The sequence below is a fragment of the Diaphorobacter sp. HDW4B genome (assembly GCF_011305535.1).
In the GTDB taxonomy this organism is placed as follows: domain Bacteria; phylum Pseudomonadota; class Gammaproteobacteria; order Burkholderiales; family Burkholderiaceae_C; genus Diaphorobacter_A.
Genome location: NZ_CP049905.1, coordinates 3,314,583 through 3,337,938 on the forward strand (window position 1 = coordinate 3,314,583; position 23,356 = coordinate 3,337,938).

Consider the following 23,356-nt stretch of genomic DNA (forward strand, 5'->3'; position numbering starts at 1 on the left):
CTGGCATGTTTTGTTTTGGCGCGAAGATTGAAGAAGGTGCCTCCATGTTTGAACTTTCCTTGTTGTGTTCCGAGGACCAGGTCGAAGACCTGAGCGATGCGCTGGAGGCGCTGGATGCACTGAGCGTGTCGGTCGAAGACGCCGATGCCCTGACCGATGCCGAACAGGCCCTGTTCGGTGAACCCGGCATGCCGCCGCCCAAGGGCGGCTGGAACCGCAGCCGCGTCGTTGCACTGTTCCAGACCAGGGAGCAGGCCGCGGAAGCGCAGCAGCTTCTGCAGGTGCAGGACTTCTTTGAAGGCTGCAGCATTCTGGGCTTGGCCGAAGTTGAAGATCAGGACTGGGTGCGGATCACGCAATCGCAGTTCGCGCCGGTCGACATCACCGAAGATTTCTGGATCGTGCCTTCGTGGCACGAACCTCCTGCAGCGGCCAAGCATTGCATTCGTCTCGATCCGGGTCTCGCGTTCGGCACGGGCACGCACCCGACGACGCGCATGTGCCTGCGCTGGACTGCCAGAAATGTGGATGCCTCCAACCCGCCTGCACGCGTGCTCGACTACGGTTGCGGCTCCGGCATTCTGGCGATTGGCGCGGCCAAGTTCGGCGCCAAGGACATCGTGGCCGTCGACATCGATCCGGCGGCGGTCGAATCCACCATCGCCAACGCGGTTGCCAACGAAGTGAAGCTGAACGCCGGTCTGCCGGACAAGGCCGAAGGCGAATACGACGTGGTGCTGGCCAACATTCTGGCCACGCCGCTCAAGGTGCTGGCTCCGCTGTTGTGCTTGCACGTGAAGGCGGGCGGGTCGCTGGTGATGGCCGGGATTCTGGAGCGTCAGGAAGACGAACTCAAGGCCGCCTACGCGCCATGGGTCCAGTTGGAAGTCAGCGATCGCGAGGACGGCTGGATCCTCATGACCGCCCGCCGCTGATCGCACCTATGTGACCTGCTTCAAGGCTGTTGCTTCTGCTTGCACGATTGAGTGGTAGTGCCGCCGAAGGGCAGCCTCTACAATGCAAAGCCGATGAGCCAGATTACACGCTGCCCCGCCTGCCGAACCAGTTTCAGAGTTGTTGCCGACCAACTGAGAATCTCAGGAGGGTGGGTGCGTTGCGGGCGCTGCAAGGAAGTCTTCGACGCATCGGCCAACCTGCTCGCGGACGTGCGCTATTCGCCGGTTTCGCAGCACAAGGACGAGGCCGCGCCCGTACCCGTACCTTCTGCTTCTGCTCCTGTGGCACCGGTTGCGCCGCAAGAGCCTGTGATTCCACCTGCTCCAGCTCCGGTGGCTGTGCCTGTCGTGGCGCCACCCCCTGTAGCAGTTGAAGAGTCTTCTGAGCCATCGCTACCTGCACCGCCTGTTGCAATGCCGCCGCCAACCGTTGTGGTTCCACCCACACCGGCGGCCAGTTTTCCGCAGCATGTTCCTGTGCCTGAAGAACGCCCCAACGTCTGGAGCAATGCGCGGGCGAGCATCACGGGTTTCTCCAACGCATCCATTCAGCATCTTGCGCAGGAAAGCGGTGAGGGCAAGAGCGAGCCATCGCCGGTTGCGCCAGCAGTGGCTGCGCCGACGCGGCCATGGGCTGGCCATTATTCTGCGCCCTCGAGTCCTCCGCAGTCGGGCTACGGCGCGCGGCGCGAGTCCAATGTGGTGCCACCCGGCTGGAAGCCGGAGGTGGACAAGTCCAAGCCGGTTGCCGACGAGGTGGCAGATGAGTTGGATGAGAAGCACGTCGAACCCGAATTTGTGTCGTCGCGCCTGAGCGATGACAAGGTTGACCCGGTCGTCGTCACTTCCGTCACGTCCAAGACCCCGGAAGAGGAAATTGTGGTGCCTCTTGAAGGCACCGTTGTTCATGCCGAGCCTTCGCTGGTGGCTGACAAACAACCGACGACCGTGCCACGCCCCGCCCTCATTTCTCAGGACCCCGAATTGCTTTCGCAGGGCGCTGACGAAGATGATGAAGAGGACATGCCGGAGCTGACGTTCGAAGCGTCGCGTCAGCACGAACTGGTCGATGAGCCGGTGATCGTTGCCGAGCGTGATCCCGATGAGGTGGCTGCAGACAAGCGGGAAGAAGTGGCGGCTGCCGAAGCCGAGCCTGCCGAGCGTGTCGAGCCCACACTCGATCCAGTGCAAGATGATGCGGTGACGGAGAAGCCGCAGGCCGATGCGCTTGCTGCGGCCGATGCCGCCGAATCCGACGACAAGACTCTCGCAAAGACCGACGAGCCAGAACCCGAAGCGGCTGAGCAACCGCTGCCCGTCACTCCATCGGAAGACGAAGTGGGATTCATGCGTGATGCGCGCCGCAAGGCGTTCTGGAGCAAGCCCGCTGTGCGCGCATTGCTCATGCTGATCGTGCTGGGGTTGCTCGCCGGATTTGCAGGCCAGTATGCGGTGGCGGAGCGCAACCGTCTGGCGGCGATGTATCCGGCGCTGCGTCCGGTGCTGGAAAAGCTGTGCCAGCCGCTGAATTGCGAGGTGGGCCTGCCGCGCCAGATCGCCTCCGTGGCCATCGACAGTTCCACATTCACACGCGTTCGCGATGATGCGAGCTCGTTCAATCTGCAGGTTGCTCTCAAGAGCACGGCAGACATGGTGCTGGAAATGCCGGCGCTGGAGTTGACGCTCACCGATTCGAGCGACCAGCCCGTGCTGCGTCGCGTGCTCAAGCGCGAAGACACGAATGCCCCCGCTGAACTTGCCGCACATGGCGAGTGGAACGGCGTGGTGAAGCTGCAGGTGCCTGAGGTGGCGGACCGCGTCACGGGCTACCGCCTGTTGGCCTTCTATCCCTGATTTTTCTTTCCTTTTCTTTTTTCAATTTTCTTTGAGGCGATTGGCAGAACTATGGCTGTACTGATCTGTGGCTCCGTGGCTTACGACACCATCATGACTTTCGAGGGTCGCTTTGCCGAGCAGATCCTGCCCGAGCAATTGCACATCCTGAATGTGTCCTTCTTTGTGCCGACGCTGCGTCGCGACTTCGGCGGCTGCGCCGGCAACATTGCCTACGCGGTGAAGCTGCTTGGCGCTGAGCCTCTGCCCATGGCGGTGATCGGCCACGACGGCGTGGACTATCTGGAGCGCATGAAGGCGCAGAACATCGACACGCGTTTCGTGACCAAGCTCGACGACATGCATACCGCGCAGTGCATGATCATCACCGACCGCGACAACAACCAGATCAACGGCTTTCACCCTGGTGCCATGTCCATGGCGCATCAGAACAAGGTCACGGCCGACATCGGCGCATCGGTGGGCATCATCTCGCCCGATGGTCGCGATGCCATGGTGCAGCACGCCGAGCAGTTCAAGGCAGCGGGCATTCCGTTCGTCTTCGATCCGGGTCAGGCGATGCCCATGTTCAACGGCGAAGAACTGCGCCACTTCATCGAACTCGCCACCTGGGTCACGGTGAACGACTACGAAGGCAAGATGCTGTGCGAGCGCACCGGCTGGACCGAAGCCGAGATCTCGCGCAAGGTGAAGGGCTTGGTCGTGACACTCGGCAGCGAAGGTTGTGCCGTCTGGGAAAACGGCGAGCAGCAACTGGTCGCCCCCGTGAAGGCCAAGGAAGTGGTCGACCCCACCGGCTGCGGCGACGCATGGCGCGGCGCTCTGCTCTTCGGTCTGGAGCGCGGCTGGGCACTGACCAAGTGCGCAGAACTCGGCAACAAGCTCGGCGCTCTCAAGATCGCCCAGCGCGGCCCACAGAACTACACGCTGGATTTCAAGCCGGAGTGAGGCGCAGGTTTGGCGCGCCCGCGCCAACAGCCAACAGCGCCTGAAGAGCGACCGACGCCTGCATCGCTATCTTGAAACGAATCATCCATCGAAGCCGAAGGCTTCGCGTGGATTGAACTCACGACGCGATGCGTGGCCGGGTGCGATACCCGCAACAGTCAATCCCGTGCGAGCATGAAAAAAGCCCGGTGCTTTCACACCGGGCTTTGCTGTTTCCTTTGGGGAAGCTTGCCTGATTAGGGCTTGCCGCCTGTCGGGAAAGGCCACGCAGCTTGAGGATTCAGCGTGGTCTGTGCAGCAGGGGCAGCGGCAGCAGCAGCGGGGGCAGCAGCGGCAGGTTTTGCCGCAGCCTTTTTCGCAGATGCCTTCTTCGCAGCCGGCTTCTTTGCAGCAGCAGGCTTCTTCGCAGCTACGGCCTTCTTGGCAGCAGCGGCGGGCTTCTTTGCAGCAGCAGGCTTCTTCGCAGCGACAGCCTTCTTGGCAGCAGGAGCTGCAGCCTTCTTGGCTGGAGCAGCGGCCTTCTTGGCAGCAGGCTTCTTCGCGGCTACGGCCTTCTTGGCTGGAGCTGCCTTCTTCGCAGCAGCGGCCTTCTTGGCTGGAGCAGCGGCCTTCTTCGCCACTACCTTCTTGGCAGCAGCCTTCTTCGCAGGAGCTGCAGCCTTCTTGGCTGGAGCTGCCTTCTTGGCGGCTACGGCCTTCTTTGCAACAGCAGCCTTCTTGGCTGGAGCTGCCTTCTTCGCAGCTACGGCCTTCTTGGCTGGAGCTGCCTTCTTGGCAGGAGCGGCCTTCTTTGCGGCTACAGCTTTCTTCGCTGGAGCAGCCTTCTTGGCCACGGTTGCCTTCTTCGCTGGTGCTGCCTTTTTAGCAGCGGTCTTCTTCGCAGTTGCCATCATTTTCTCCTTGGGTCGATTAGCAAAGAGCACCCCGTGTCTACTTTGGACACAGAGCGATTCATGGCACCGAGAAGTTGGATGTCCATCTCATTGCCACAAATACGGTAACACCCCCACACCACGCTTCGTGCGAGCGTTGGGTTGTGAGGGTGTGGTTGAAAGGTCATGACCTGTTGTTTGACTCGTCAATCCCAGGACAGGGCTCCACCGGATTGGTACTCGATGACTCGGGTCTCGAAGAAGTTGCGTTCTTTCTTCAAGTCGATCATCTCGCTCATCCAGGGGAACGGATTTTCTTCATTCGGGTACAGCGCTTCAAGGCCAATCTGCGTCGCTCGACGGTTGGCGATGTAGCGCAGGTAGCTCTTGAACATCGATGCGTTCAGACCGAGCACGCCGCGTGGCATGGTGTCTTCGGCGTAAGCATATTCGAGTTCCACGGCCTTCTGGAACAGTCCCTTGATTTCTTCCTTGAACTCGGGCGTCCACAGATGCGGATTCTCGAGCTTCAACTGGTTGATCAGGTCGATGCCGAAATTGCAGTGCATCGACTCGTCGCGCAGGATGTATTGGTACTGCTCGGCTGCGCCGGTCATCTTGTTCTGGCGACCGAGCGCCAGAATCTGCGTGAAGCCGACGTAGAAGAACAGACCTTCCATCAGGCAGGCAAAAACGATCAGCGACTTCAGCAGTGTCTGATCGGTCTCGGGCGTGCCGGTGTGGAAGTTCGGGTCCATGATCGCTTCGATGAACGGGATCAGGAACTCGTCCTTGTCGCGGATCGATTTGACTTCGTTGTACGCGTTGAAGATTTCGGACTCGTCGAGGCCGAGCGATTCAACGATGTACTGATATGCGTGCGTGTGGATCGCTTCCTCGAACGCCTGGCGCAGCAGGAACTGGCGGCACTCAGGAGCGGTGATGTGGCGGTACGTGCCGAGCACGATGTTGTTGGCGGCCAGCGAATCGGCGGTCACGAAGAAGCCGAGATTGCGCTTGACGATGCGGCGCTCGTCTTCGGTCAGGCCGTTCGGATCTTTCCACAGCGCGATGTCGCGCGTCATGTTCACTTCCTGCGGCATCCAGTGGTTGGCGCAGGTGGCGAGATATTTTTCCCAGGCCCACTTGTACTTGAAAGGGACCAGCTGGTTCACGTCGGTCTTGGCGTTGATGATGCGCTTGTCTGCGGCATTCACGCGCTTGCGAGTGGCGGGTGCAGATGCAGTGGAAGTTGTCGCAGCGAAGCTTGCAGCGGAAGGTGCGACAGCTTGCGACGAAGTGGATGCAACGGTTTGAAGAGCGGGCGTTGATCCGAGGCGGTCATTGAGTGAACCGCCTTCAGTTTGATTTTGCGATGAGGGCTTGACTTCTTCGTCCCAGGTCAGCATACGTTTTCCAGTGCTCGAATTATGAAAGCAGCGCCTCAAAAAGAAAAGCGCTGCGGCGTTGCTTCGCCAAATTTTTTACGTTGAGGCACGTGCGATGAGATGCAAGGCACTTCAAACACACGTGCAAAACGCCTTATTGGCAGGCCTCGCAGCCCGGATCATCGATCGCGCAGAACTTGATATCGGTGGCGGGAATGCTTTCGTTTTGTGCGCGTGCTGCAGCGGCTGCTGCCTCCAAAGCGTTGACTGGCGCGGCTTTCGGGGCTGCAGCAGAATTTTGCTCGTTGCCGTTCGACACTGCGTTGAGCTGTCGTCCGCTCACCGTGCTCATCTCCACGTGCGTCGCAGATTGCGTGCGCAGGTAGTACGTGGTTTTAAGACCACGAACCCATGCGAGCTTGTAGGTCTCGTCGAGCTTTTTGCCCGATGCCCCTGCCATATAGATGTTGAGCGACTGCGCTTGATCGATCCATTTCTGGCGACGCGATGCGGCTTCGACCAACCATGTCGGCGAAACTTCGAACGCGGTGGCGTAGAGATTCTTCACGTCTTGCGGCACGCGATCAATCGGTTGCAGCGAGCCCTTGAAGTGCTTCAGGTCCATCACCATCACGTCGTCCCACAGACCCAGACGCTGCAGATCGCGCACGAGGTATTGGTTGACGACAGTGAACTCGCCGGAGAGATTCGACTTCACCGACAGGTTGCCGAACGATGGCTCGATCGATGCGTCCACGCCCACGATGTTGGAGATGGTGGCGGTCGGCGCGATCGCGATGCAGTTGGAGTTGCGCATGCCGTCCTTGGCGATCTTGTTGCGCAGGGCATCCCAGTCCAGCGTGCGCGAGCGATCCACTTCGACGTAGCCGCCGCGTTCCTGTGCGAGCAGGTCGAGCGAATCGATCGGCAGAATGCCGCGCGACCACAGCGAGCCGTCGTAGGTGGAGTACGTGCCGCGTTCCTTGGCCAGTTCGCTTGATGCGAAGTAGGCGTAGTAGCAGATGGCTTCCATCGACTCGTCGGCGAACTGCACCGCCGCGTCGCTGGCGTAGGGGATGCGCATTTCATACAGCGCGTCCTGGAATGCCATCAGGCCCATGCCCACGGGGCGATGGCGCATGTTGGAGTCCTTGGCCTTCTGCACGGCGTAGTAGTTGATGTCGATGACGTTGTCCAGCATGCGCATGGCGGTGCTGATCGTCTTCTTCAACTTGTCGTGATCGATCTGGCCGTCCTTGATGTGACGGGCCAGGTTCACGGAGCCGAGGTTGCAGACTGCGGTTTCGGTGTCGCTGGTGTTCAGCGTGATTTCCGTGCACAGGTTGGACGAGTGCACCACGCCCACATGTTGCTGTGGCGAACGGATGTTGCAAGGGTCCTTGAACGTGATCCATGGGTGGCCGGTCTCGAACAGCATCGAGAGCATCTTGCGCCACAGGTCGTTGGCAGGCACTTGCTTGGACAGACGCAGCTCGCCCGAAGCGGCCTTGGCTTCGTAGGCCGAGTAGGCCTTCTCGAAAGCGCCGCCGTACAGGTCGTGCAGATCAGGAACGTCGGCGGGGCTGAACAGAGTCCACTGGCCCTTTTCCATCACGCGCTTCATGAACAGATCGGGAATCCAGTTCGCCGTGTTCATGTCGTGCGTGCGGCGGCGATCGTCGCCGGTGTTCTTGCGCAGCTCGAGGAATTCTTCGATGTCCAGGTGCCAGGTTTCCAGGTACGTGCAGACCGCGCCCTTGCGCTTGCCGCCCTGGTTCACCGCGACGGCGGTGTCATTCACCACCTTCAGGAATGGAACCACGCCTTGCGATTCGCCGTTCGTGCCCTTGATGTGCGAGCCCAGAGCGCGCACGCGAGTCCAGTCGTTGCCCAGACCGCCGGCGAACTTGGAGAGCAGCGCGTTTTCCTTGATCGACTCGTAGATGCCGTCGAGGTCGTCGGGCACGGTGGTCAGGTAGCAGGAAGACAGTTGCGAGCGCAGCGTGCCGCTGTTGAACAGTGTGGGGGTCGACGACATGAAGTCGAACGACGACAGCACTTCGTAGAACTCGATGGCGCGGGCGTTCTTGTCGGCTTCGTTCAGCGACAGGCCCATGGCGACGCGCATGAAGAACGCCTGCGGCAGTTCGATGCGGGTCTTGCGCACGTGCAGGAAGTAGCGGTCGTACAGCGTCTGCAGACCGAGGTAGTCGAACTGCTGATCGCGCTCGGTCTTGAGTGCGGCTGCCAGACGTGGCAGGTCGTATTCCTTTACGAGGCGCTCGTCGAGCAGCTCGTTGTCCACACCCTTCTGGATGAATTGCGGGAAGTATTCGGCGTAGGCGGCCTGCATTTCTGTGGGCGCGACATCGCGGCCCAGCACTTCGCGCACGATCGTGTGCAGCAGCAGGCGGGCGGTGGCGTAGGTGTAGCCAGGATCTTTTTCGATCTTGGTGCGCGCAGCCAGAATCGCGGCCTTCAGCACTTCGTCCATCGGCACACCGTCGTACAGGTTGCGCATGGTTTCGGTGACGATCGGCGCAGCGGTCACGCCTTCACCGATGTTGGCGCAGGCGGCTTCAATCAGCGAGTGCAGGCGCAGCACGTCGAGTTCCACGCGCTGGCCGTTTTCCAGCACATGCATGGTCGGCACTTGTGGCAGCAGTTGCTCGCGGCGATCGGCACGTTCTTGCTTGCGGCGTTCGCGGTACAGCACGTAGGCGCGGGCCACTTCATGGTGACCACCGCGCATCAGGCCGAGTTCGACCTGGTCCTGCACGTCTTCAATATGGAAGGTGCCGCCGCCGGGACGCGAGCGGGTCAGTGCATGCACCACGGATTGAGTGAGGTTGTCCACGACTTCGCGGATGCTGGCAGACGCCGCGCCCTGGGCACCGTGCGTTGCGAGAAACGCCTTCATCATGGCGACGGCAATCTTCTGCGGCTCGAAAGGAACCACGGCGCTGTTGCGACGAATGATCTGGAATTGGGCGTAGTTTCCGACGCTCGCGGTTGCCTTTGCGGCTTCGGGAGCAGTGGATTTCGCGAGCGCAGGGCTCACCTCATTGGCTGGGGTCTGTACAGCTTGCATGTAGTCCTCTTGTATTGCTTCGAAGGCGGCTTGGCGGGCTTGGCTTTAGCCGCAAGGGCCTTCGGTGGTGATGTATCACTGATGGCAGTGACACACTATATCTAGGGTGTCTGAACTCATCAAGACACTACCTGTAGTGTATCCGCTGCAGGGTGGCCTCTGCTCGAGGTTGACAATTCAGGGCCTGCGAGGGCCTTCGAATCCGGTGCGCGATGGGTTGTGCTGACGGTGTTTGCGAGTGGGAATCACCAGTTGATGCGATCTATCCGACAATAAGCTCCGCTAGCCCGCATGCATCGGGAAAAAGCAGAGCTGAAAAAATTCCGGAGATTGCCAACTGCGGAAACCACAGTGGGGTGACGGTTGCTAGTTTTGTAGTGGAAACCACCAACCCAGATCACACAAATTGTTTCGCATTTTTTGCCATTCAAATCCGGCTCCGGGATCGCCTTTGCGACCGGGCGCAATGTGCTCGTGGCCTGCGATGAAGCGGATCGAATAGCGCTGTGCGAGATCTCTGCACAGCTTGGTCAGCGCGGTGTATTGCGCCTCGGTAAAACTCTCGCCTTCCAATCCTTCCAGTTCAATGCCGATCGAGTCGTCATTGCAGTTTTCGCGTGCGCGCCAGTGCGAACGTCCGGCATGCCACGCGCGCCGATCACAATCGACGAACTGCGTGATTGTCCCACTTCTGGCGATCACGAAGTGACTGGAAACCTCTATGCCGCGTATGGTGTTGAAGTAGGGATCCGCATCCCAATCGAGTTTGTTGGTAAAGAGGCGTTCGATGTCGCCGGTTCCATATTGCCCCGGCGGCAGGCTGATGGAGTGCACGACGACGAGGTCGATCTGCGCGCCATCGGGGCGTGGTCCGTGGTTGGGTGAGTCGACGCGGCGGGCCGGGGCATACCAGCCGCCGTGCCATGCACTTGCGGGCTTACTCGCTTTCGACATGGTCCGTGCCGCCTTCGGCTTCTGAGATGTTCAGCCGCTCGATGCGGTAGCGGATCTGGCGTAGGCTGATGCCCAGGCGCGCCGCTGTCGCCGTGCGGTTGAAGCTGGACTCGCGCAGCGCGCGCACGAGGATGTCGCGCTCCTGCTTGTCGAGCCAAGCCTGCAGATCATGCGGCAGTGCGGTATGGGCAGGATAGGGCGAAGGCGCATCGGCGGTATGGCCGACCGTTCTGTCGCTGGCATCACTTGGCGCTGCGAGGACCGGCGACGGCGCGACAGGTGCGGGCTCCGGCATCGCTCCGGCCCCGGCGGCGGGTGGATCGACGAACAGCTCGTCTCCATCGCTGAGCGCGACGGCGCGGTGCAGCAGGTTTTCCAGTTCGCGCACATTGCCGGGCAGCGAATGCATGGCGATGCGCTGCAAGGCCTTGTCGGTGAGTTGAGGGACGGGCACGCCCGAGTCCTGCTCGATGCGCTGCAGCAAAGCTTTGCACAGCGCGGGAAGGTCCTCGCGGCGTTCGCGCAGCGGCGGGATCAGCACCTCGATGACGTTGAGTCGGTAGTACAGATCCTGGCGGAAGTTGCCGGCCTGCACTTCGGCGGCGAGGTCTTTGTGCGTGGCGCTGACGATGCGCACATCCACGGTTTCTTCCTGCGTCGCGCCGAGCGGGCGAATGCTGCGCTCCTGAATCGCGCGCAGCAGCTTGGACTGCATGGCCAGTGGCAGGTCGCCGATTTCGTCGAGGAACAGCGTGCCGCCTTGCGCCGCCTGAAAGAAGCCTTCGCGGTCGGCGGTCGCGCCGGTGTACGAGCCCTTGCGTGCGCCAAAGAATTCGGCTTCGAGAAGATTTTCGGGAATCGCACTGCAGTTCACGGCAATCATCGGGCCGTCAGCGCGCTGGCTGCTGCCATGCAGCGCACGTGCGACCAGTTCCTTGCCGGTGCCGGATTCGCCGCGCACCAGAACCGGAGCCATGCTGCGCGCGACCTTGGCGATGCGCTGCTTCACATTGCGCATGGCTTCGGAGTCACCAACCAGAAGTCGCATGACGGGCGATGCGATCTGGGTGTCGTTGTCTGGGGCGGCCTTGGCGTCGGCTTCCTGCACACGTTGCGTTGCCGCAGGTTGACCGGGTGCTGGAACGCCGCCGGCTCCCTGCACGGCCGATGCCACGACCGAGCGGAATTGCTTGAGATCGACCGGCTTGGTCAGATAGTCGAACGCGCCTGCACGCAGCGCCTCCACCGCGTTTTCTGCCGAACCGTACGCCGTCATCACCACGCAGCGTTCGCGCCGCTGGTTCTCGCGCAGATGCAGCAGCACTTCCATGCCGTAGCCGTCGGGCAGGCGCATGTCGCTGATCACCACATCGAACTGCTGCACGCGCAATTGCTGGCGCGCTTCCTCCACCGAACCTGCGGTTTCGACGCGGTAGCCCTCGCGCAGCAGCGTGAGTTCGTAGAGCGTCCTCAGGTCGGGCTCATCGTCGATGACAAGAATGGAGGCGGCGTATGCAGGCATGTGTTCGTCGGAGTCTCAAACCATGATTGTGTCAAAAAGCGAAGGCGTCCCCGGAAGCTGCAGTGATTTGCGGAAGGTGACGATGAAGGCGTTGCCTTCGATTTCACCGCGATGCAGGGTCAGCGTGCTGCGTTCGTAGCGGATGGATGCGCCGTGGCGGCTGCACAGCTCTCTACATATATAGAGGCCCAATCCGCTGGAGCGGCTTTCCGAGGAGAAGAACGGCTCGAACAGATGCTGCTCCACCGATTTTTCGAGCGGCGCACCGTCGCTCCACACCTGCACGAAGGCGAGGCCGTCGGGCGTGGTGCTGGTGTGGATGCACATCGAATCGGGATGCGGGCCCATGTAGCGCAGCGCGTTGTCCATGAGATTCACGAGCACGCGGCGCAGGTGGTCGATCTCGAAGTTCACCTCCATGGCGGGCGTGTGCAGCGTGAGCAAGGCGTGGCGGCGCTGGGCGTCGTGCGTCTGCCAGTCGCCAAAAATCTGGGCGACGGAATTGTCCAGCGCGATGGCTGCTGCCGGCGCGTTGTCGATCTGGTGGCGCACGCGCGCGATGTCCAGCACTTCCTCGGTGATGCGCGTGAGCCGGTCGGCGTTCTGCTTGACCATCTGGCTCAGGCGCAATTGCATGGCGTCGGTCAGATCTTCTTCGAGCAGCGCGTTGGCCTGGATGATGGCGGCGAGCGGATTGCGGATTTCGTGCGCGACGGCGGCCGACATGCGACCCATCGCAGCGAGCTTCTCGGTGCGCAGGCGCGCTTCCATTTCGCGCAGATCCTGCAGGAACACCACGCAGAGCGGATCGGTGGACTCGCTGGAATCACTGCTCGTGGGCTGGTAGGTGTGGTGCGAGGTCAGCCAGGTGCGCACGCGCAACCCCATGGGGCTGTGTCCGGGATGCGCGATGTCCAGATCGGTCGATTGCTGTGTGCCGCTGTCGAACGTGCGGCGCACCAGTTCCAGCAACGGAGACCAGTTGACCTGCGGGCGCAGATCGAATGGCATGCTGGTCGGAGCGGCATCGCCCATCAGCAACCTGGCCGATGGGTTGGCAAGGCGCACCTGGTCCAGTCGGTCCATCACCAGCACGCCTTCGCTCAGATGCTGCATGACCAGCGCGCTCACATCTTCCTGCGTCTGCGCCGCCATGCGACTGCGCTGCGCGATCTCGTGCTCGGTGCGCAGTTTGACCGAGAGCTGATGCGCCAGATAGGTGACGATGAAGAAGCCGACGCCCGTGAGCGCCGCCTGCACATAGCGCTGAACGGGGTCGCCCAGCGCCCGTTGATCGAACCACAGGGCCCCTACCAGCAGCACAATGGTGATCACCGAGGTGGTGCCGAGTGCCGTCATCAGCGTGCCCAGCATGCCGGCCATCAGCACGGGCAGCGCAAAGAGCGGCATGAAGCTCAGCGTGTCGGTCGCGAAGAACTGCAGGTAGCTGAACAGGGCGATGTCCACACCGATGGTGGGCAGCCATTGCGGTCCGGGCTGGGGCGAGGGAACGTTGCGCGAGACGATGCGCACGGCCAGTGTCAGCGCCAGATAGCCCAGCGCGGCGGCCAGCGTGTCCGGATTGGTGGGCAGATGCCAGATCAGACCCGCACCTTGTTGCATGGCCAGCAGCAGGGCGACCATCACGCGGCCGTTCAGAAACGCCAGCCAGATGCGCAGAAAAGTGTTGTTGCCGATGCGTGGGCTATGGAGCACAGCGTTGTCCCGATCCGATGTCGGCGACTCAGGCCGGACCCTGGCGCTGATGCTCTGCGCTGCAGTAGTGCTTGCCGCCTTGCTCCAGCGCTTCGGTCTTGGGCATCATCAGGCCGCAGCGGGCGCAGGGCACCATTTCCTGCGGAATGCGCGGCGTGCCGGGCGGCGCGCGGTGCGGTGGTTTGGCGGCAGAGCCACTGTCGATGCGCTGCTTGCGCCAGACGTTGTAGGCGATGATCAGAACGATCAGGACGAGAAGGTATTTCATGTCAGTTGCCAGCGCGTGCGAGCAGCACTTCCATCACGAAGCGCGATCCGGCATAGGCCAGCAGCAGCAGCGCCGCGCCGGCATACAGCATGCGAACGGCGCTGTGACCGCGCCAGCCAAAGCGCGAGCGGCCGATCAGCAGCACGGCAAAGGTAATCCACGACAGCACGGAGAACACCGATTTGTGATCCCAGATCCAGGCGCGGCCGTACAGCACTTCGCCGAAGAACCAGCCAGCGACCAGCGTGGCCGTCAGCACCACGAAGCCCGCCGTCACGAAGCGGAATGTCAGGCGCTCCAGCGTGAGCAGCGGCATGCCGCTCGGTGAATCGGCGGCGAGGCGAATCTGCTTTTCGGCGCGCGTCATCAGCCATGCGTGCACGACGGCGGCGGCAAACAGGCCGTACGAGGCAATGCCCAGCGTGAGGTGCAGCGGCAACCAGGGTGACGACAGCGCATGCAGCGGCTTGCCCGGAAAGATCACTGCGAGCAGCACGATGGCCGCGCCGAGCAGCGAAAGCACCCAGAGAGCGCGCAGTTGCGGGAAGAACTGGCGCTCCACCAGATAGGCAACCAGCATCAGCCAGGCCGTCATCGACAGGGCAGACGCAAAACCGAAATGGGGAGACTCACCCATCAGCCCCCAGGCGATGGAGATGCCGTGCAGCACCCAAGCGGCAATCAGGGCCGCACGGGCCTGGGACGAGGAAAATTTGGAGCCAGCGATGGCCGAGATCACATAGGCTACAGCCGCTGCCAAGGCCAATAGCCATCCGAGTGGTGAAGCACTGGGTAAAATCATAGACTTACAGTTTAGCCTTTCGCCCGCGTTCGTCGGGCCAAACATTGCAGCATCCCTTGCCGATTTGGCCTGAATGCTGCCCATGGAGCATCCGCATGGCTTCCGCGCTCACCGATAAATTATCACGACTCGTCAAGGAGATGCGTGGCCAGGCCCGTATCTCCGAATCCAATGTGCAGGACATGCTGCGCGAAGTGCGCATGGCGCTGCTCGAAGCCGACGTGGCACTGCCCGTGGTGCGCGACTTCGTCGCTCGCGTCAAGGAAAAGGCGCTCGGCCAGGAAGTTCTGGGCAGCCTCAAGCCCGGCCAGGCGCTGGTCGGCATCGTCAATGCCGAACTCGCCGCCACCATGGGCGAGGGCATTGCCGACATCAACCTGAACGCCCAGCCGCCCGCCGTCATCCTGATGGCGGGTCTGCAGGGTGCCGGTAAAACCACCACCACGGCCAAGCTGGCCAAGCACCTGATCGAAAAGCGCAAGAAGAAAGTGCTGACGGTCTCGGGTGACGTGTACCGCCCAGCCGCCATCGAACAGCTCAAGACCGTCACGGCGCAGGCCGGTGCCGAGTGGTTCCCGTCGTCGCCCGATCAGAAGCCGCGTGATATCGCGTTGGCTGCCCTGGACTACGCCAAGAAGCATTACTTCGACGTGCTGCTGGTCGACACGGCCGGTCGTCTGGCGATTGATGAACTGCTGATGCAGGAAATCAAGGACCTGCACGGCATTTTGAAGCCCGTCGAAACCCTGTTCGTGGTCGATGCCATGCAGGGTCAGGATGCGATCAACACCGCCAAGGCGTTCAAGGAAGCGCTGCCGCTGACCGGCATCGTGCTCACCAAGTTGGACGGTGACTCGCGCGGCGGTGCGGCGCTGTCGGTGCGGCAGATCACGGGTGCTCCGATCAAGTTCGCCGGTGTGTCGGAAAAAATCGATGGCCTCGAAGTCTTCGACGCCAGCCGCCACGCGCAGCGCGTGCTGGGCATGGGCGACATCGTCGCGCTGGTCGAGCAGGTCACCAAGGGCGTGGACATGGAAGCCGCGCAGAAGCTGGCCGAAAAGGTCAAGAGCGGTGACGGCTTCGATCTGAACGATTTTCTCGCGCAACTGCAGCAGATGAAGCAGATGGGCGGTCTCTCCACGCTGATGGACAAGCTGCCGTCCGAACTTGCTGGCAAGGCCGGTCAGGTCGACATGGACAAGGCCGAGCGCGAAGTGCGCCGCAAGGAAGGCATCATCTGCTCGATGACCATGAAGGAGCGCAAGCATCCCGCGCTCATCAAGGCCACGCGCAAGAAGCGCATTGCGGATGGCGCTGGTGTGCAGGTTCAGGAAGTGAACCGCCTGCTCAAGGAGTTCGAGCAGATGCAGACCATGATGAAGAAGATGAAGGGCGGCGGCCTCATGAAGATGATGAAGCGCATGGGTGGCATGAAAGGCATGAAGAACATGATGGGTGGCGGCGGCATGCCCAAGCTGCCTTTCTGATTTTTGTTTTTTCGTTATTCGTATGGAGGTGCCAATATGGCCCTTCATGCGTCGTTGCGAAGCCTTGCCGTACGCTTGTACTGTCTGCGGCTTCGACGCCTAGCCTGAAGGGCCATCTTGGCATTGGGGTGTGAGTTCGATCATCGCACTCACTTCGCTGGGGCGCTGTTTGAATACCTTCACTGAATACCTTCGCGCTTTTGTTTTGGTGGGTTGGTCATGAAAAGCATTTCTCCCGAACTTTTGCTGGGGCCTGAATTCAAGGGCTTTCCGCTGAATGCTTTGCCTTGCACGTCTGGTGAAATCGGTGCGCGGGGCTGGAACATTCTTGCGGATGATCTGCCGTTTCCGATTGCTGCGCTCAAGCGGACTGCGCTGGAGCACAACATCGCGTGGATGCAGGATTACGTCGAGCGCAAGGGTGTGCTGCTAGCGCCGCATGGCAAGACCACGATGTCGCCGGAGCTGTTTGCGGCGCAGATGGTGGCTGGTGCCTGGGGCATCACGTTCGCCACGGCGTATCAGGCGAGCGTGGGGGTGGCGACGGGAGCGCGGCGCATCATCATCGCGAATCAGGTCGTCTGCGATGCGGATCTGGATGCGCTCGATTTTTTGCTCGCTCAGACGGAAGGTTTGCGCATCTGGTTTCTGGTGGATTCATGCGAGCAACTGGCGTTGATCGAGGATTGGGCGCAGCGGCGGAGTAGTTCGCGGGTGTTTGACGTGTTGCTCGAAATGGGCATTCCCGGCAAGCGAACGGGTTGCCGCACGTTGGCGCAAGCGCTCAACGTGGCCGAGGCGATTTCGCACTCGCGCGTGGTGCGGCTGTGCGGCATCGAATGCTACGAAGGCAATGCCGCGAACTGCGACAGCGAACACGATGTGAATGAGGTGACCGCGCTGGTGCGCCGTGTGGTCGAGGCAGCGCGCTCGATCGACGAACGCAGGCTGTGGGCCGATGAGGAAGACCACATCCTGATCACTGCGGGTGGTTCGGCGGTGTTCGATCTGGTTCTGCCGCTGCTGCGTTATCACGAACTGTCGCGTCCGGTGCGGGGCGTGTTGCGCTCGGGCTGCTACATCACACACGACCAACTGGGCTACATGCGCTATCTGAAGAATGTGGAAGCGCGTGAAGGGCTGAGCACGTCGCTGCAACCGGCGCTGAGCGTCTGGGCGATGGTCGAATCCGTGCCCGAGCCGGGACTCGCGCTGCTCACCTGCGGCAAGCGCGATATTTCCTACGACCTGGAGTTGCCAACTCCGGTACGCATCGCAGCGCGCGGCCAGAGAAGCGCGCAGGCCGTGCCTGCGTCATGGCGTATTTCGGCGCTCAACGATCAGCACGCCTATCTGCATTTCGATGCGGCGGATCAGACCTCTGCGCCCAAGGTGGGTGACCGCATCGAGCTGGGTATTTCGCACCCATGCACCACCTTCGACAAGTGGCGCTGGATGCCCATCGTCGAGGACGACGGCCGCGTGAGCGGCGCCATCCATACGCGCTTCTGAGCCGGTTTGTGAATCCGAATCAGGCCATCGCCGTTTCGGTGGTGACCACTTCGCCGCGCAGTGTGTAGGTCTTGGCTTCGGTGATGCGCACGTCGATCAGCTGACCGAGCAGGCGTTCGTTGCCGGGGAAGTTCACCACGCGGTTGCATTCGGTGCGGCCCATCAGCTCGCTGCCGTCGCGCTTGGAAATGCCTTCCACCAGCAGGCGCTGCACGGTGCCCACGCGCTCTTCGCTGATCTCTTTGATGTTGTTGTTGATGACGGCCTGCAGCTCCTGCAGACGGCGCAGCTTCACTTCGTGCGGCGTGTCGTCGTGCAGATTGGCGGCGGGCGTGCCGGGGCGGGGACTGAAGATGAAGCTGAACGAGTTGTCGAAGCGCACGTCGTGGATCAGCTTCATCATCTTCTGGAAGTCTTCCTCGGTCTCGCCGGGGAAGCCGACGATGAAGTCGCTGCTCATCGCGAGGTCGGGGCGGATCGCGCGCAGCTTGCGCACGGTGCTCTTGTATTCCATGGCCGTGTAGCCGCGCTTCATCGCCATCAGAATCTTGTCACTGCCGTGCTGCACGGGCAGGTGCAGGTGGTTCACCAGCTTGGGCAGCTTGGCATAGGCCTCGATCAGACGCGGCGTGAATTCATTCGGGTGGCTGGTCGTGTAGCGGATGCGCTCGATGCCGGGAATGTCCGACACATATTCGAGCAGCAGCGCGAAGTCGGCGATTTCGCTGGTGTCGCCTATCTTGCCCAGATACGCATTCACGTTCTGGCCGAGCAGGTTGATTTCCTTGACGCCCTGATCGGCCAGACCCGCCACTTCCACCAGCACGTCTTCAAACGGACGGCTCACTTCCTCGCCGCGCGTGTAGGGCACGACGCAGTAGCTGCAGTACTTGGAGCAGCCTTCCATGATCGACACGAAGGCCGTGGCGCCGTCCACGCGGGCGGGGGGCAGGTGGTCGAACTTCTCGATTTCGGGGAAGGAAATATCGACCTGCGGCTTGGATTTCTGCGCGCGTGCGTTCAGCAACTCGGGCAAGCGGTGCAGCGTTTGCGGACCGAACACCACGTCCACGTACGGTGCACGCTTGATGATTTCTTCGCCTTCCTGGCTGGCCACGCAGCCGCCCACGCCGATCAGCACGCCCTTGTCCTTGAGATGCTTCACGCGGCCCAGATCGCTGAACACTTTCTCCTGCGCTTTTTCACGCACCGAGCAGGTGTTGAACAGGATCAGATCGGCCTCATCCATGTTCTGGGTGGGCTCGTAACCCTGGGCTGCGCCGAGCACGTCGGCCATCTTGTCCGAGTCGTACTCGTTCATCTGGCAGCCGAAGGTCTTGATAAAAACTTTTTTGGACATGGTGGGATCTCGAATTCTTGTGTGTGGGGCGATGGCTGGCGCTGCCGTCGCGTGCGGGAATTGCTGCGCAAAGGCGACAATGGGAGCGGCATGCGCAGCGACCAGCGCTGGGGGAAATCAATCAGTCAAAGTGCGCAATGACGAGCCGAGCTGCGCCGCAAAGGGCTTCGGCAGGTACTGCACAAAAACGCGGGTTCAGTTGAACCAGCCGCGCTTGGGTTCCTTGGCCAGTTCGGCCTGAGTCAGCACCCAAGCGGTGTGCAGCATGCCGGTGCTGGGCTCGATCACGTAGCGCACATCGAGCTTCTGGCCGACCACAGAGTGCGCGAACACCAGTTGGTTCTGCTTGTTGAATAGGCGCAGGCCTGGCGCGAGTCGGTACGCATCACCATTGACCTTGCCCTCGACCGTGCTGGTGACGATCAGGTCACCGCGCTTGGAGCTGGGGGGGAAATTGCGGGCCAGAGCGTTTTCCACCCCCTGTGCCAGAGCAATGGAAACCGGTGCGGCGCTGAAAGTCAGCACGGCGCACAGCGAGGCGGCAAGAAAGAAGTGGGGCTTGTTACAGCGGTTCATGGTGTACATCCAGAGGCTGAAGAGAGAGGCGATTTTAGCTGTGAGGTCTCTGGAGACCGGGGGAGCCGCCCTTTGCCAGTCCAAAACCGTCCAGTTTGTCTCCAATTCGCCGCGTTCTGTCAGGGTCGGGGACGCTTGAGCACTCTCAGGAAACAGTTATTGCCAATATTGACGAAGTTGGTTTGCACGAAACAATGGCACTTCGAGTGTTACTCAATGTACAGTTCGACCATGTCTGATTTCGCGTTCACCGATCTGCCCGCCTCATCAAGTCAGTTGGTGCGCTTTCCGCTGAACCGGATCGGGCGCGACATCGCGGTCGGCGATATCCATGGCTGCTTCTCGGCGCTGCAGGGCGCGCTGCGCGCCATCAACTTCAATCCCATCCGCGACCGGCTGTTTTCCGTGGGCGATCTGGTCGACCGTGGTCCCGAATCGCACCGCGTGCTCGAATGGCTGGACAAACCGTGGTTTCACGCGATCTGCGGCAATCACGAGCAACTCGTCTGCCGCACCGCCAGCGGCAATCCCATGCCCGATGTCGACCACATGAAGCACGGCGGCGACTGGATGCTGGGCATGAGCGAGTCCGAGCTCAACGCCATCGCGGACCGGCTGAGCGCCTTGCCCATCGCCATGGAAGTCGAAACGCGCGAAGGCCCCGTGGGGCTGGTGCATGCGGGCTACCCGTTCGAGGACTGGAACGACATCCGCAGCTTTCACCTTACCGACTCGGCCATCGACTGCTGCCTCTGGTCGCGCGACCGCTATGCGCGCCGCTGCGACCAGCCCGTCGCCAATGTGCGGGCGCTGATCCATGGACACACCACGCTCGACGAGGTCGAGACGCTGGGCAATGTGATTTTCATCGACACCGGCGGCTGGCGTCGCGCTCCGGGGCATTTCACGCTGCTGGACCTGCACACGCTGGAGCCCATCGTGGCGCGCGCGGTGGCAGTCGAGGCCGAAGCAACCATCTAGATCCGATCGCAGACGGTCCGATTCTTCCGAGTTTGCAGCCACCATTGCCGCGCGATCATGAAAAAAGCCGTTGAGCTTGCGCGCAACGGCTTTTTTGCTTTGGTGGTCGTAGAGGGACTTGAACCTTCGACATCAGCATTATGAATGCTGCGCTCTAACCAACTGAGCTATACGACCCTGAGTCACGAAGCCCGCACTGCCGTGAGGCGATGCGGGCTTTGTCTATCTGGTGGTCGTAGAGGGACTTGAACCTTCGACATCAGCATTATGAATGCTGCGCTCTAACCAACTGAGCTATACGACCAGAGACCAAGATTATAGCCCAGGATTTTGGTGGTTGAGGAGTTCATCGAGCACTTCTTTGTGGAGCATCTTGGTAGAGTCTTCTTTTTCACAATGTCATTGTATTTATTTACAATGTTAACTAGCAGAAACAAATAAGGAAGCAAGCAAGTTGCTGGCAGTACTGTTTGATTTCGGCTGATTTAAATGTAATTAACAAAATTTGTGAGAATTAAGGAGTAGCGAGATGACTCAGATGTCGGGGAGGGCGGAGCCCACGGGTACAGAAGGATCTGGTAGTGAAGGTGGTGCGCGCCTGAAGCGTCGCGCGGTTCTGGCGGCGACGGGTGTGGCACTGTGTGGTGTGCCATGGATCGTGGCGCGCAGCCAGACGCAGCCGCTGCGCATTGGTGCCACGTTTGACAACAGCGGCGTGGAAAAAGGCATCGGACAAAGCCTGAATCAGGGCGCGATGGCGTATTTCAACGCGGTGAACAAGGCGGGCGGCATTCACGGACGGCAGATCGAGGTCGTGACGGCGGACGACCAGTTCAATCCTGAGAAGGCACGCGACAACGCGCTCAAGTTCGCAAGCGACGCCAGCGTTCTGGCGCTCGTGCATCCGCAAGGCACGCGGCAGACGGCCGAGATCATGAAGGCGGTCAAGAACCTGCCGATCATCGGCCCGAACACTGGCACCACGGCGCTGCACAAGAGCGGCGCGAGCAATGTGTTCTGGGTGCGCACGAATTACGACCTGGAGGTCGAGCGTCTGGTGCGTCTGGCGGATTCGCTGGGGCTCAAGCGTTTTGCGCTCGCCTATCCGAATGATCCGTTCGGTCAGGCCGTTCTGACTTCGTTCCGCGCATCGCTCGCCAGCCGGGGGATCGAGGCGGTCGGCGTGGCCAGCACGCCCAGCACGGCGAGTCTGGAAGTCGAGGCTGCCGCCAAGCAACTGGCGGGCATGCAGGCGCAGGTGCTGATCATGAGTCTGGCCGGCACCATGCCCGCGCTGCACAAGGCGTATCGCGCGGCAGGTGGCTCGGCCATTTGTCTGGGATTGTCGGTGGGCGGCAGCGCGGCCAACATCGCACAGGTGGCCAAGAGCGCCGACAAGCCGATCTTTTCGGTGATCGTGCCGTCGCCCAGTGCGCAGAAGTTCGAGCTGGTGCGCGCCTACCAGCGCGACATGCTGGCCTCGGGCTTTGACGGCAAATCGCTGGTCAGCATGGAAGGCTATGTGGATGCACGCGTGCTCGCCGAAGGTCTGCGCCGCGCTGGTCCCAAGGCGGATCGTGACAGCCTGATCGCCGGGCTGGAGAGCATGACTGACTTCGATCTGGGCGGCATGCGCATGCGTTACGGGAAGGGTAATCGGGAGGGGAATACCTATACCGATATCGTTTCTGTGGACGAGGAAGGGCGGCTCAAGAGTTGAGGGTTGCTGGCCGGGACTGCCCCCGGCGGGGCAGTAACTTTTTGCTTGCGCCAAAAAGTCACCAAAAATCGCTTTGAATACCTCCGGCAGAACTCGCTGCGTTCCTTCGTCACTCTGCTCGGACAACCGCCGGAAATCAGTCTGGAAGAGGTGTGATTCGGCACTTTGCTTCGCTCGTGCTGCATCTCGCGACTGCGCGAGATGCGGTGCGAAAGTAGCGTGCCGACTTTGACTTTGTATTGATTGGTCTTGGTTCCCGCTTGCTGGAGCGAGCTTGCGAAGCGAAGCGGGCATTCGTACTGTCACCACAACGCCAAGACAGCCCCTCAGGCTAGGCGTGAAGCCGCAGACAGTATGCCGATACGGCAAGGCTTCCACAACGACGCATGAGGGGCTGTATTGGCGCCTCAAAACGAATGACCAATCGAAGCCGAACAAGGCTTCGTACAACCCCAAAGAAAAAGCGCCACAACATCGCTGCTGTGACGCTCACCTTGGAGTGGTGTTTCTCTCTCTGATCAGTGATCAGAGATTCTTGAACACTGCTGCGCGCTTGTTCACAAAGGCATCCATGCCTTCTTTCTGATCTTCCGTGGCAAACAGCGCGTGGAACAGGCGGCGTTCGAACATCAGGCCGTCGGACAGCGTGCCTTCGAAGGCGCGGTTCACGGTTTCCTTGGCGGCCATGACGGCGATTTGCGAGAAGCCGCTGATGATCAGGGCGGCACCCAGGGTTTCTTCCATGAGCTTGTCGAGTGCGACAACGCGGCTCACGAGGCCCGAGCGTTCGGCTTCGGTGGCGTCCATCATGCGGCCGGTGAGGGCCATGTCCATCGCCTTGGCCTTGCCGACTGCACGGGGCAGGCGTTGTGTGCCGCCGGCGCCTGGGATCACGCCCAGCTTGATTTCGGGTTGGCCGAACTTGGCGTTGTCGGCGGCGATGATGAAGTCGCACATCATCGCGAGTTCGCAGCCGCCGCCCAGGGCGTAACCGGCCACTGCGGCGATCACGGGCTTGCGGATGTTGCGGATCTGTTCCCAGTTGCGGGTGATGTAGTCGCCCTTGTACGCGTCGGCAAAGCTGTACTTGGCCATGGCACCGATGTCCGCGCCTGCGGCGAAGGCTTTTTCGCTGCCGGTCAGGATGATGCAGCCGATTTTTTCGTCCGCGTCGAAGGCGCGCAGAGCATCGCCCAGTTCGTTCATGAGCTGATCGTTCAGCGCGTTCAGCGCCTTGGGACGGTTCAGCGTGATGATGCCGACCTTTTCTGCTTCGGTGCGGACTTCAATCGTTTCGTAGGCCACGGTCTTATCTCCAAAAATCTAGTCTTGAGGCGGGAGGGGAAACC

At 61.1% G+C, this 23,356-nt stretch carries 18 protein-coding genes, 2 tRNA genes and 1 pseudogene; 8 read left to right on the forward strand and 13 right to left on the reverse strand.

Annotation, left to right across the window (positions count from 1 at the left end; translation table 11 throughout):
• Positions 1-44: 44 nt before the first annotated feature.
• The 4 genes and pseudogenes from prmA (at position 45) to G7048_RS15135 (ending at position 3,758) form a co-directional block, all read left to right on the forward strand.
• The gene (gene prmA / locus G7048_RS15125; protein WP_166068932.1) at positions 45-935 is read left to right on the forward strand and encodes a 50S ribosomal protein L11 methyltransferase; all 891 of its coding nucleotides are present in this window, start codon (positions 45-47) and stop codon (positions 933-935) included.
• A gap of 93 nt (positions 936-1,028) precedes the next feature.
• Positions 1,029-1,094: pseudogene (locus G7048_RS28490) on the forward strand (zinc-ribbon domain-containing protein); the annotation flags it as partial.
• A gap of 15 nt (positions 1,095-1,109) precedes the next feature.
• On the forward strand, positions 1,110-2,810 hold the full coding sequence (locus G7048_RS15130) for a DUF3426 domain-containing protein (RefSeq protein ID WP_240933335.1): 1,701 nt from the start codon (positions 1,110-1,112) through the stop codon (positions 2,808-2,810).
• A gap of 51 nt (positions 2,811-2,861) precedes the next feature.
• Positions 2,862-3,758 carry a carbohydrate kinase family protein gene (locus tag G7048_RS15135; protein WP_166068934.1) on the forward strand — a complete coding sequence of 299 codons (897 nt, stop codon included), beginning with the start codon at positions 2,862-2,864 and terminating at the stop codon, positions 3,756-3,758.
• 236 nt (positions 3,759-3,994) lie between these two features.
• On the opposite strand, the gene G7048_RS15140 is transcribed toward G7048_RS15135, so the two are convergent.
• The 8 genes from G7048_RS15140 to G7048_RS15175 all read right to left on the reverse strand — a co-directional run bounded on the left by G7048_RS15140 (position 3,995) and on the right by G7048_RS15175 (position 14,371).
• Positions 3,995-4,648 carry a histone gene (locus G7048_RS15140; RefSeq protein WP_166070991.1) on the reverse strand — a complete coding sequence of 218 codons (654 nt, stop codon included), beginning with the start codon at positions 4,646-4,648 and terminating at the stop codon, positions 3,995-3,997.
• Between the two features lie 188 nt (positions 4,649-4,836).
• Positions 4,837-6,039 carry a ribonucleotide-diphosphate reductase subunit beta gene (locus tag G7048_RS15145; protein WP_166068935.1) on the reverse strand — a complete coding sequence of 401 codons (1,203 nt, stop codon included), beginning with the start codon at positions 6,037-6,039 and terminating at the stop codon, positions 4,837-4,839.
• A gap of 133 nt (positions 6,040-6,172) precedes the next feature.
• Entirely contained in the window at positions 6,173-9,109 is a 2,937-nt protein-coding gene (locus G7048_RS15150) for a ribonucleoside-diphosphate reductase subunit alpha (protein ID WP_166068936.1), read from the reverse strand.
• Between the two features lie 366 nt (positions 9,110-9,475).
• Positions 9,476-10,063: a 1,6-anhydro-N-acetylmuramyl-L-alanine amidase AmpD gene (gene ampD / locus G7048_RS15155; protein ID WP_166068937.1), complete on the reverse strand. Its 588-nt coding sequence runs from the start codon at positions 10,061-10,063 to the stop codon at positions 9,476-9,478.
• On the reverse strand, positions 10,047-11,585 hold the full coding sequence (locus G7048_RS15160) for a sigma-54 dependent transcriptional regulator (protein WP_166068938.1): 1,539 nt from the start codon (positions 11,583-11,585) through the stop codon (positions 10,047-10,049). Before G7048_RS15160 ends, ampD begins: the two co-directional genes overlap by 17 nt.
• Before the next feature lie 15 nt (positions 11,586-11,600).
• Positions 11,601-13,301: a PAS domain-containing sensor histidine kinase gene (locus G7048_RS15165; RefSeq protein WP_240932990.1), complete on the reverse strand. Its 1,701-nt coding sequence runs from the start codon at positions 13,299-13,301 to the stop codon at positions 11,601-11,603.
• Between the two features lie 28 nt (positions 13,302-13,329).
• Positions 13,330-13,569: a PP0621 family protein gene (locus G7048_RS15170; protein WP_166068939.1), complete on the reverse strand. Its 240-nt coding sequence runs from the start codon at positions 13,567-13,569 to the stop codon at positions 13,330-13,332.
• A 1-nt stretch (position 13,570) separates the two neighbouring features.
• The gene (locus G7048_RS15175) at positions 13,571-14,371 is read right to left on the reverse strand and encodes an inner membrane protein YpjD (RefSeq protein WP_166068940.1); all 801 of its coding nucleotides are present in this window, start codon (positions 14,369-14,371) and stop codon (positions 13,571-13,573) included.
• A 95-nt stretch (positions 14,372-14,466) separates the two neighbouring features.
• Between G7048_RS15175 and ffh the strand changes: the two genes are divergently transcribed.
• Complete coding sequence (gene ffh, locus G7048_RS15180; RefSeq protein ID WP_166068941.1) at positions 14,467-15,858, forward strand: signal recognition particle protein; 1,392 nt, start codon at positions 14,467-14,469, stop codon at positions 15,856-15,858.
• A 219-nt stretch (positions 15,859-16,077) separates the two neighbouring features.
• Positions 16,078-17,370, forward strand: coding sequence for an amino acid deaminase (locus G7048_RS15185; RefSeq protein ID WP_166068942.1), 1,293 nt, complete (start codon positions 16,078-16,080; stop codon positions 17,368-17,370).
• 19 nt (positions 17,371-17,389) lie between these two features.
• Here G7048_RS15185 and miaB read toward each other — a convergent pair whose 3' ends face one another.
• Together miaB and G7048_RS15195 are read right to left on the reverse strand one after the other, a co-directional pair.
• Positions 17,390-18,730, reverse strand: coding sequence for a tRNA (N6-isopentenyl adenosine(37)-C2)-methylthiotransferase MiaB (gene miaB / locus G7048_RS15190; RefSeq protein WP_166068943.1), 1,341 nt, complete (start codon positions 18,728-18,730; stop codon positions 17,390-17,392).
• Between the two features lie 195 nt (positions 18,731-18,925).
• Positions 18,926-19,306, reverse strand: a complete 381-nt coding sequence (locus G7048_RS15195; protein ID WP_240932991.1) for a hypothetical protein — start codon at positions 19,304-19,306, stop codon at positions 18,926-18,928.
• A gap of 231 nt (positions 19,307-19,537) precedes the next feature.
• On the opposite strand from G7048_RS15195, the gene G7048_RS15200 reads away from it, so the two are divergent.
• Positions 19,538-20,287: a metallophosphoesterase gene (locus tag G7048_RS15200; RefSeq protein WP_166068945.1), complete on the forward strand. Its 750-nt coding sequence runs from the start codon at positions 19,538-19,540 to the stop codon at positions 20,285-20,287.
• Between the two features lie 100 nt (positions 20,288-20,387).
• Here G7048_RS15200 and G7048_RS15205 read toward each other — a convergent pair.
• Positions 20,388-20,464 (reverse strand) — tRNA-Met (locus G7048_RS15205).
• A gap of 50 nt (positions 20,465-20,514) precedes the next feature.
• A tRNA-Met gene (locus tag G7048_RS15210) sits at positions 20,515-20,591 on the reverse strand.
• A 225-nt stretch (positions 20,592-20,816) separates the two neighbouring features.
• Between G7048_RS15210 and G7048_RS15215 the strand changes: the two genes are divergently transcribed.
• Entirely contained in the window at positions 20,817-22,007 is a 1,191-nt protein-coding gene (locus tag G7048_RS15215) for an ABC transporter substrate-binding protein (protein WP_240932992.1), read from the forward strand.
• A gap of 525 nt (positions 22,008-22,532) precedes the next feature.
• On the opposite strand, the gene G7048_RS15220 is transcribed toward G7048_RS15215, so the two are convergent.
• Complete coding sequence (locus tag G7048_RS15220) at positions 22,533-23,312, reverse strand: enoyl-CoA hydratase (RefSeq protein WP_166068946.1); 780 nt, start codon at positions 23,310-23,312, stop codon at positions 22,533-22,535.
• Positions 23,313-23,356 lie beyond the last annotated feature (44 nt).